At 64.1% G+C, this 8463-nt stretch carries 9 protein-coding genes; 4 read left to right on the forward strand and 5 right to left on the reverse strand.

The features are described 5' to 3' along the window. Together AC5DC2_RS14680 and AC5DC2_RS14685 are read left to right on the forward strand one after the other, a co-directional pair. Positions 1-1348 (forward strand): peptide chain release factor 3 (locus AC5DC2_RS14680; RefSeq protein ID WP_491699005.1); only part of this gene is annotated, 1348 nt, incomplete at its 5' end. 4 nt (positions 1349-1352) lie between these two features. Then, on the forward strand, positions 1353-2222 hold the full coding sequence (locus AC5DC2_RS14685; protein ID WP_491699006.1) for an NAD(P)-dependent oxidoreductase: 870 nt from the start codon (positions 1353-1355) through the stop codon (positions 2220-2222). Positions 2223-2224: 2 nt separating this feature from the next. On the opposite strand, the gene AC5DC2_RS14690 is transcribed toward AC5DC2_RS14685, so the two are convergent. After that, complete coding sequence (locus AC5DC2_RS14690; protein WP_491699007.1) at positions 2225-2629, reverse strand: GFA family protein; 405 nt, start codon at positions 2627-2629, stop codon at positions 2225-2227. Between the two features lie 129 nt (positions 2630-2758). Between AC5DC2_RS14690 and cueR the strand changes: the two genes are divergently transcribed. Further along, a complete protein-coding gene (gene cueR, locus AC5DC2_RS14695) occupies positions 2759-3220 on the forward strand; it encodes a Cu(I)-responsive transcriptional regulator (protein WP_491699008.1) in 462 nt (153 codons plus the stop codon). On the opposite strand, the gene AC5DC2_RS14700 is transcribed toward cueR, so the two are convergent. Next, on the reverse strand, positions 3187-4068 hold the full coding sequence (locus AC5DC2_RS14700; protein ID WP_024708940.1) for a 3-hydroxybutyryl-CoA dehydrogenase: 882 nt from the start codon (positions 4066-4068) through the stop codon (positions 3187-3189). The genes cueR and AC5DC2_RS14700 overlap by 34 nt on opposite strands. 211 nt (positions 4069-4279) lie before the next feature. Here AC5DC2_RS14700 and dxr point away from each other — a divergent pair, with 211 nt between their 5' ends. Further along, positions 4280-5443: a 1-deoxy-D-xylulose-5-phosphate reductoisomerase gene (gene dxr / locus AC5DC2_RS14705; protein ID WP_491699009.1), complete on the forward strand. Its 1164-nt coding sequence runs from the start codon at positions 4280-4282 to the stop codon at positions 5441-5443. Positions 5444-5446: 3 nt separating this feature from the next. Here the strand turns inward: dxr and AC5DC2_RS14710 are convergent, their stop codons facing one another. The 3 genes from AC5DC2_RS14710 to hemA all read right to left on the reverse strand — a co-directional run. After that, positions 5447-6157, reverse strand: a complete 711-nt coding sequence (locus tag AC5DC2_RS14710; protein WP_491699010.1) for an SDR family NAD(P)-dependent oxidoreductase — start codon at positions 6155-6157, stop codon at positions 5447-5449. Positions 6158-6202: 45 nt separating this feature from the next. After that, positions 6203-7321, reverse strand: coding sequence for a serine hydrolase domain-containing protein (locus AC5DC2_RS14715; RefSeq protein ID WP_491699011.1), 1119 nt, complete (start codon positions 7319-7321; stop codon positions 6203-6205). A gap of 86 nt (positions 7322-7407) precedes the next feature. Next, positions 7408-8463, reverse strand: a 1056-nt coding sequence (hemA, locus tag AC5DC2_RS14720) for a 5-aminolevulinate synthase (protein ID WP_491699012.1), incomplete at its 5' end; no start/stop codon positions are given.

Consider the following 8463-nt stretch of genomic DNA (forward strand, 5'->3'; position numbering starts at 1 on the left):
GGACACGGTCTTCAACCTGCTCGACACGCCCGGCCATGAAGACTTCGCCGATGACACCTACCGCACGCTGACAGCGGTGGATGCGGCCATCATGGTGATCGACGCGGCCAAGGGCATCGAGCCGCGCACGCTGAAGCTCTTCGAAGTCTGCCGCATGCGCGACATCCCGATCATCACCTTCGTCAACAAGATGGACCGCGAGGCCCGCGACACGTTCGAGATCATCGACGAAGTGGCGGAAAAGCTGGCGCTCGATCCCGTGCCGATGACCTGGCCGATCGGCCAGGGCAAAACGTTCTGCGGCACCTACCACCTGCGCGACAGCGCCGTGCGCTACGGCGATGGCGAACGGCACCTCACCAAGGTCAACGGCCCGGAAGTGGTGGCCGAAAAGCTGCCGGAACATGAACGCCAGGACTGGGCGGAAATGGCCGAGCTCGCCATTGACGGCTATCCGGCGTTTTCGCGCGAGGCCTTTCTCGAGGGCCATATGACGCCGGTCTATTTCGGCTCGGCGCTCAGGAACAACGGCGTGCGCGATCTCATTCACGCGCTGTCCGAATTTGGCCCGCCGCCGCGCGCGCAGGTCGCCGATGTCAGAACCGTGGAAGCCACCGACCCGAAGATGAGCGCCTTCGTCTTCAAGATCCAGGCAAATATGGACCCCAACCACCGCGACCGCATTGCTTTCGTGCGCGTCTGCTCGGGCGAACTGAAGCGCGGCATGAAGGCGCGGCTCTCGCGCACCGGCAAGCAGATGGGGCTGACGGCGCCGCAATTCTTCTTCGCCTCGCAGCGCCAGCTTGCCGACACGGCCTATGCCGGCGATGTCGTCGGCATCCCGAACCACGGCGCGCTCAGGATCGGCGATACGCTGACCGACGGCGAACAGCTCGTCTTCCAGGGCGTGCCGAACTTCGCGCCGGAAATTCTCCGCCGCGTCAGGCTTGAAGACGCCATGAAGGCGAAGAAGCTGAAGGAGGCCCTGCAGCAGATGGCCGAGGAAGGCGTCGTGCAGCTCTTCACCCCGGAAGACGGTTCTCCCGCGATCGTCGGCGTGGTCGGCGCGCTGCAACTCGACGTCCTGAAGGAGCGGCTGAAGGCGGAATACGGCCTGCCGGTCTCCTTCGAGATGGCGCGTTTTTCGATTTGCCGCTGGATTTCGGCGGAAAAGCCCGCAGATCTCGACAAATTCGTCTCCTCGCATCGCGGCGACATCGCCCGCGACCTCGACGGCGATCCGGTGTTCTTGGCCCAGGACGGTTTCTCGCTGAACTATGAGAGCGAACGCGCGCCGGAGATCAGGATGATCGCGATCAAGGAATATCACCAGGCGAAGGCGGCGTGAGACGATGAGCGAGAAGGAAGTCATCGGCATTTGCGGCATCGGCCGGATGGGAAGCGCGATCGCCGACCGGCTCGCGGCAAAAGGGTTCCGCCTCGTGCTTTGGTCGCGCAGCGGCGTGACGGATGAATTCGCGGACAGGAACCGCGCCGAGATCGCCCTCAACCTCGCCTCGCTCGCCTTCAAGTCCGACATCATCATCACCTCCCTGATCAATGACGGAGCGGTGGACTCGGTGCTGTCGAAGCTTGTCGAAACCTCGCTGCCGGGCAAGCTCGTGGTCGAGACATCGACGGTGCGGCCGGACACGCTGCGGCGCTTTTCCGAAAAGATCAAGGCCAAGGGCGGCAGCGCCATCGACGCGCCGATCTCCGGCGGCCCGGAACTCGTGCGCGAGGGCACGGCGGGCGTCTATGTCGGCGGCGCCACGATCGACTACAAGCGCTACCTTCCGGTCGCAGAAGCGCTTTCCGACCGGATCCACCACACCGGCTCGCTGGGGGCGGGTGCTGCCGCCAAGATCGTCAACAACATGATGCTCTGCGGCTATTGGGAAGTGCTGAAGGAAGCGCTCCTGACCGGCAAGAAGGCCGGCCTTTCGGTCGAGACCATGCTCGACGTGCTGTTGACCAGTCCCGGCGGCTCGCCGGCGCTCAAATTCCGCGCGCCGCGCATTCTGGGCGAGGACAAGAGCATCGGCTTTCCGGCAAAAGGCGCGCTCAAGGATGCGACGCTTTTCGCCGAAGTGGCTGAAAACTTCGGCGTCGAAACGCCCGCGATCAAGGCGGCAGTCGAGAGCTACCGGACCTGCATCGCGGAGGGCCACGGCGACGAGGATCTTTCTGCGATGGTGCGGACCGCGCTGGAAAAAGGGTGAGGCTACTCCCGCGCCGCGCCCGGCAGCATCGCAAGTTCGTTGACCCACGGCGCTGCCTCCTCGCACCAGATCTGCCGTTTTGGCGGCAGTTCGGCGCGCTGGTCGATCAGGCCCCAGCGCAAGGCCCAGTCGCCGGCAGCCTCTCCCTCGCCTCTGGAAAACACCGGTCCTCCGCAGGTTTCGCAAAAGGCCTGGGCGCGCTTGGCACCGCTTTCGGCCATCTTCCAGTACTCCCTGAGGACACCGCTCGAAATCTGGACATCTTCTTGCGCCACAAGAACAGAGACGCGATAGGGCGAACCGGAGAGCCGCTGGCACTGGTTGCAGTGGCAGACAACGACGGCCTCGGGATCGATGCTCGCCGAAAATCGCACATTGCCGCAAAAACAGCCACCGGTGACGTCCATGATCCATTCTCCGTTTTCCGCAGGGAGGCTGTTCATGCCATGGGGACGCGGCCGGGTGCAACATCACGAGGCTTGAAGAATCCTGATGGCAGCATCAGATTATGGAAAACAGAGAGCAGGAGAGAGCTGATGAATATCGGCGAAGCCGCACGGCAATCGGGCCTGCCGCCCAAGACAATCCGTTACTACGAGGAAATCGGCCTCGTCGTCGCCGACCGTGCGCCCAACGGCTACCGGGATTATTCCGGCAACCATGTGCACCGGCTGAACTTCATCCACCGCTCGCGCGACCTCGGCTTCTCTGTCGAGGAATGCCGGCTGCTGCTGTCGCTTTATGACGACGACGCCCGAGAAAGCGCCGAGGTCAAGGCGCTGGCGCTTTCCAAGATCACCGAGATCGACGCCAAGCTCGAGAGGCTCGCGAGCCTGAAGGCGACGCTGCAGCACCTCGCCGAAACCTGCCACGGCGACCACCGTCCCGACTGCCCGATCCTTCAGGAGCTTTCCGGCGACAGGGATTGCTGCACGCCCGCCTCAGGCCTCGAAAAGGCGACGGATCACCGCGTCGGCACGGGTTCCTCGCCGCGATAGTCGTAGAAGCCCCGGCCCGATTTGCGGCCGAGCCAGCCCGCATCTACATATTTGACGAGCAGCGGGCACGGCCGGTACTTGTTGTCGGCCAACCCTTCATGCAGCAGTTGCATGCCGGCAAGGCAGGTGTCGAGGCCGATGAAATCGGCAAGTTCCAGCGGTCCCATCGGGTGGCGCGCGCCGAGCTTCATGGCGACGTCGATCGCGTCCACCGAACCGACCCCCTCATAGAGCACATAGATCGCCTCATTGATCATCGGCAGGAGAATGCGATTGACGATGAACGCCGGGAAATCCTCCGAGACCGTCGGCGTCTTGCCGAGCGAACGGACGAATTCCTTCGCCGTTTCGAACGTCACCTCCTCGGTGGCAATGCCGCGCACCAGCTCGACCAGTTCCATCACCGGAACCGGGTTCATGAAGTGCACGCCCATGAAGCGTTCCGGCCGGTCGGTCGCGGCCGCAAGACGGGTAATGGAAAAGGCCGATGTATTGGTCGCGAGCAGCGCTTCCGGCTTCAGGATCGGGCAGATTTTCGCGTAGAGCGCGCGCTTGGCCGCCTCATCCTCGGTGATCGCCTCGATCGCCATGTCGACGGAGGCGAGGTCCTGCAGGTCCGTCGAGCCGCTGATCAGCGCCAGCGCCTTCTTGCGATCCTCGTCCGTGATCTTTCCGGAGTTGACCTGGCGGGCGAGATTGCCGTTGATCGTCGCCAGCGCGCGCTCGATCTGCTCGCGCTCGCTGTCGATCAGGTGCACGTCATAACCGGCGACCGCGCAGACATGGGCGACACCGCAGCCCATGGCGCCGGCGCCGACAACCCCGATGCGCCTTATGTTATCAGCCATTTCGCGCTCCCTTGCTCATTTTCCGGGCGAACGGCAGGCCGCTCGCGAAAGTCCGTACCACTTGATAGTCCCTCGTGCCGCTCATTTCCAGTGCCAACCCCTTTGCGATGCCAAGTTCGGGATCGGTCTGTACATGTTCTTTTCCCTGTCGCCGGCGATGAAAAACCGCTAGAGGCTAGTTCAGAAATAACGAGGAAACGGCATAAAACGCATGTCTACGCGACGCATCGCCATTTTCGGCGCGACCGGGTCGATCGGGCTTAATACGCTCGACGTGATCGAACAGCTCGGCGGGCGCGATACTTTCGAACTGACCGCGGTTACCGGCAATGCCAATGTCGAGGCTTTGGCGAAAAAGGCGATCGATCACGGCGCGCGAATGGCCGTCACCGCCGACGAGAGCCGCTACAAGGCGCTGAAGGAAGCCTTGTCCGGATCGGGCGTCACGCCTGCCGCCGGGACAAGCGGGCTTTCCGAGGCCGCGCGCATGGACAATGACATGGTGATGGCGGCAATCGTCGGCACCGCCGGGCTGAAGCCGACGCTGGAGGCCGCGAAGGCCGGCGCCGACATTGCCCTTGCCAACAAGGAATGTCTCGTTTCCGCCGGTCCGCTGTTCATGGAGGCGATTGCCGCGGGCGGCGGCACGATGGTGCCTGTCGACAGTGAACATTCCGCCGTCTTCCAGGTGTTCGAGGAGAACCAGCGCCGGGCGCTGGAACGGGTGATCATAACCGCATCCGGCGGCCCGTTCCGCACAAAGAGCCTTGAGGAAATGCGCCATGTCGATGCGGCGACGGCGCGCGCCCATCCCAACTGGTCGATGGGCCTGAAAATCTCGATCGACAGCGCCTCGATGTTCAACAAGGCGCTCGAAATGATCGAGGCCATGCATCTCTTCGCGCTGAGACCGGAACAGGTGGAGGTGATCGTCCATCCGCAGTCGATCATCCATTCCATGGTCGGCTATGCCGATGGCTCGGTGCTGGCCCAGCTCGGCGCGCCGGACATGCGCACGGCGATCGGCTATGCGTTGTCTTATCCGGAGCGGCCCTCGCTTTCGGTCGAGAGGCTCGATTTTGCCAGGCTCGCCCGGCTCGATTTCGAGGCCCCTGACGAGAGCCGGTTCCCCGCCCTTCGCCTGGCGCGGCTCGCCATGGCGCGCGGCGGGCTTCAGGGCGCAGTCTTGAACGGCGCCAAGGAAGTGGCGCTGGAAGCCTTTATCGAAGGGCGCTGCGGCTTTCTGGAGATGGCGGAAATCACGGAGACGGTGATGGACAGCCTCTCGCACCTGCCCGCCGCCGCCGGTATCGACGACATCTACGCTGCCGATGCGGAGGCCCGCCGCAGGGCCGCAGGCCTCGTCAGGGCGTAAGGCCTACCATTCGATGCGGCTGCCGTCATAGGCGAGGAATATCCCGGTCTCTCCCTCGGCGATGCCGTTCAGCGCCGAGAGCATGTTTCCGGCGGCCTCTTCAGCCGCGACCCGGCGATTGTTGCCGGCATAGGGTTCGGAAAGCGGCGTCGCCACCGTGCCCGGATGAAGGGCGGCAAGCGAAAGCAGAGGGTTTTTACGCCGCGCCTCGATTGCGGCGGTGCGCAGGATCTGGTTCAGCGCGGCTTTCGATGCACGGTAGGACATCCAGCCGCCGATATGGTTGTCGCCGATCGAGCCGACGCGCGCGGAAAGGCAGGCGAAGATGGCCCTCCGGTCACGTGTCATCAGCGGCAGAAAGTGTTTGAGCAGAAGCGCCGGGCCGATGGCGTTGACGGAAAACTGCCGTGCCATGACCTCGGCGTCGAGCGCCCTGATGGTCTTTTCCGGACCCGCGCCGTCAATATGCAGCGCCCCTGTGGCGCAGACAATGAGGTCGAACGACTGACCGGAGAAGCGCTGTGCCGCTTCGGCCACGGACGCCTCGTCGGCGATCTCCAGGCCGTCCGCGCGCCGCGACAGCGTTTCGAGGCCGCCGCAGCGCGGATCCGCCTCGATCGCCGCGCACACGGCTTTGCCGATGCCGCCGGAAGCGCCGATGACGAGCGCATGATAGCGCTCGGCAAGGCTGGTCATGACGGTTGCCTGCATCATTCTCTCCCTTCACGGGATGAATTACGCCGGACGCCTTTCCTCGGATCACCTGTCGAAGACCGCCCGCCAGACATCGAAGGGAAATGCGCCGTCGCACCCCTCGGGCGCGGTATTGGTCATGGCGACGGCAACCGTGCCGGTTTCGGGGTCGAAACACCAGCGGTTGCCGTAAACCCCGCCCCAGGAGACCGCGCCGTCCGGCAGGGGCGAATTGTCGAGCGCGGCATCTTCCGTGACGGCGCCGAGAAAGCCGAACTTCACGCCCGGACGGACATTGAGATCGCCGATCTGGTTGCGGATCGCGGCCTGAACGGTCTCCGCCTTCAGCACGCCGTCGCCGCCCTTGCGAACCATCTCGAGAAGCCGGATCACGTCGCCGGCGGTTCCCGCCATGCCGCCGCCGCCGCCCTGGAAGGCGTGGGGGTTGAAGATCCGCGCCGGCGAGAAGGTGTAGATCCGGTCGGGCGCAAAGGCAACGCGTTGCGGCTCGCCCATGGGCTGGGGAACGGGGTCGGCATTGAAATAGGGAACGGCAACGCGATCGCGGTCGGTCACGCAGAAGGTGGTGTCGGAAATGCCGAGTGGCCGCAGAACATACCGGTTCAGCGCTTCCTCGACCGAGCTGCCCTCCGCCTGCGCAAGCACGGCGCCGAGAATGTCGATCGCGATCGAGTACTCCCAGGCGGTTCCGGGCTTGTAGGCCAGCGGAACGGTGTTGTGGCGGGAGAAATTGTCCTCGAGCGTCAGCTCGGTGTTCTCGATGCCGACCGTGATGGAATCATGAACCGAAAGAATGCCGGCGCCGGGGCGATAGGTGAGACCGGCCGTATGCGTCAGAAGCTGACGTATGGTGATCTCGGCCTGCCGGCCGTCGGGGCCCGGGGGGTGGAACCACGGCAGGCGGTCGCTGACATGATCGTCGAGCGAGATCTTTCCGGCATCGGCCATCGCCAGCGCCGCGGCGGCAACGAAGGGCTTGGTGACGGAAGCGTAGCGGAAAATCGTGTCGAGGGACACGGGTTTCCCCGCCTCCCGGTCGGCAAAGCCTGCGGCGCGTTCATAAACCGGCGCGCCGTTCCGCCAGACCATGACCACGGTTCCGACGATGCGCGCCTCATCGATCGCGCGGTCAATGGCCGCGTCAACGCGGTGCGAAAGTTCCATGAAAAGCCCTCCGGACCATAAACAGCATTGCCTGTTTGATCCGGAAAGCCGCGGCCCGAGTCAAGTGAATTCCCGATGAAGAGCAATTACGCGACGGCGCGCGCCAGCGCACATTGCGACCAGAGCGAATGCAGCGCCGCCACCAGATGGTCCATGTCCCGATCGGTATGCAGCGGCGTCGGCGTGAAGCGCAGGCGCTCGGTCTTGCGCGGCACCGTCGGATAGTTGATCGGCTGGACATAGATGCCGAAATCATCGAGCAGAATATCGGAGATCCACTTGCACTTCGAGGCGTCACCCACCATCACCGGCACGATATGGCTGTCATTGTCCATGTGCGGGATGCCCTGCGCATCGAGCTTGCGACGGAGCGTGGCGACGCGTTCGCGGTGACGTTCGCGCTCGATCTGGCTCACCTTCAGGTGGCGGATGGAGGCGACCGCGCCCGCAGCCAGCGACGGCGGCAGCGCCGTGGTGAAGATGAAGCCGGAGGCAAAGGAGCGGACGAAATCGACCACGGCCTGAGATCCGGCGATATAGCCGCCCATGACGCCGAATGCCTTGCCGAGCGTGCCCTCGATGATCGTCAGGCGGTCCATCAGCCCCTCGCGCTCGGCAACGCCGCCACCGCGCGGACCGTACATGCCGACGGCGTGAACCTCGTCCAGATAGGTCATCGCGCCGTACTTTTCGGCGAGATCGCAGATTTCCCTGATCGGCGCGATATCGCCGTCCATCGAGTAGACCGATTCGAAGGCGATCAGCTTCGGCGCGTCCGGATCGGCCGCCTTCAGCTTGGCCTCCAGATCGTTGAGGTCGTTGTGCTTGAAGATGACGCGGGCGCTCTTGCCGTGGCGAATGCCCTCGATCATCGAGGCGTGGTTGAGCGCGTCCGAGAAGATGATCAGGCCGGGGATCTTCTGGCCGAGCGTGCCGAGCGTCGCCCAGTTGGACACATAGCCGGAGGTGAAGATCAGCGCCGCTTCCTTGCCGTGCAGGTCCGCGAGTTCTTCCTCGAGCTTCACGTGGTAATAGTTGGTGCCGGAAATATTGCGGGTGCCGCCGGCCCCTGCCCCGCAAGCCTCGATCGCCTCCTGCATGGCGGCGATCACGGTGGGACACTGGCCCATGCCGAGATAATC

The organism is Martelella sp., from assembly GCF_984369615.1.

What these genes read in the sequence shown, in the direction of transcription:
- AC5DC2_RS14685 (WP_491699006.1), top strand. Translation starts at nt 1,353, where the DNA reads ATGAGCGAGAAGGAAGTCATCGGCATTTGCGGCATCGGCCGGATGGGA.
- AC5DC2_RS14690 (WP_491699007.1), bottom strand. Translation starts at nt 2,629, where the DNA reads ATGGACGTCACCGGTGGCTGTTTTTGCGGCAATGTGCGATTTTCGGCG.
- cueR (WP_491699008.1), top strand. Translation starts at nt 2,759, where the DNA reads ATGAATATCGGCGAAGCCGCACGGCAATCGGGCCTGCCGCCCAAGACA.
- AC5DC2_RS14700 (WP_024708940.1), bottom strand. Translation starts at nt 4,068, where the DNA reads ATGGCTGATAACATAAGGCGCATCGGGGTTGTCGGCGCCGGCGCCATG.
- dxr (WP_491699009.1), top strand. Translation starts at nt 4,280, where the DNA reads ATGTCTACGCGACGCATCGCCATTTTCGGCGCGACCGGGTCGATCGGG.
- AC5DC2_RS14710 (WP_491699010.1), bottom strand. Translation starts at nt 6,157, where the DNA reads ATGATGCAGGCAACCGTCATGACCAGCCTTGCCGAGCGCTATCATGCG.
- AC5DC2_RS14715 (WP_491699011.1), bottom strand. Translation starts at nt 7,321, where the DNA reads ATGGAACTTTCGCACCGCGTTGACGCGGCCATTGACCGCGCGATCGAT.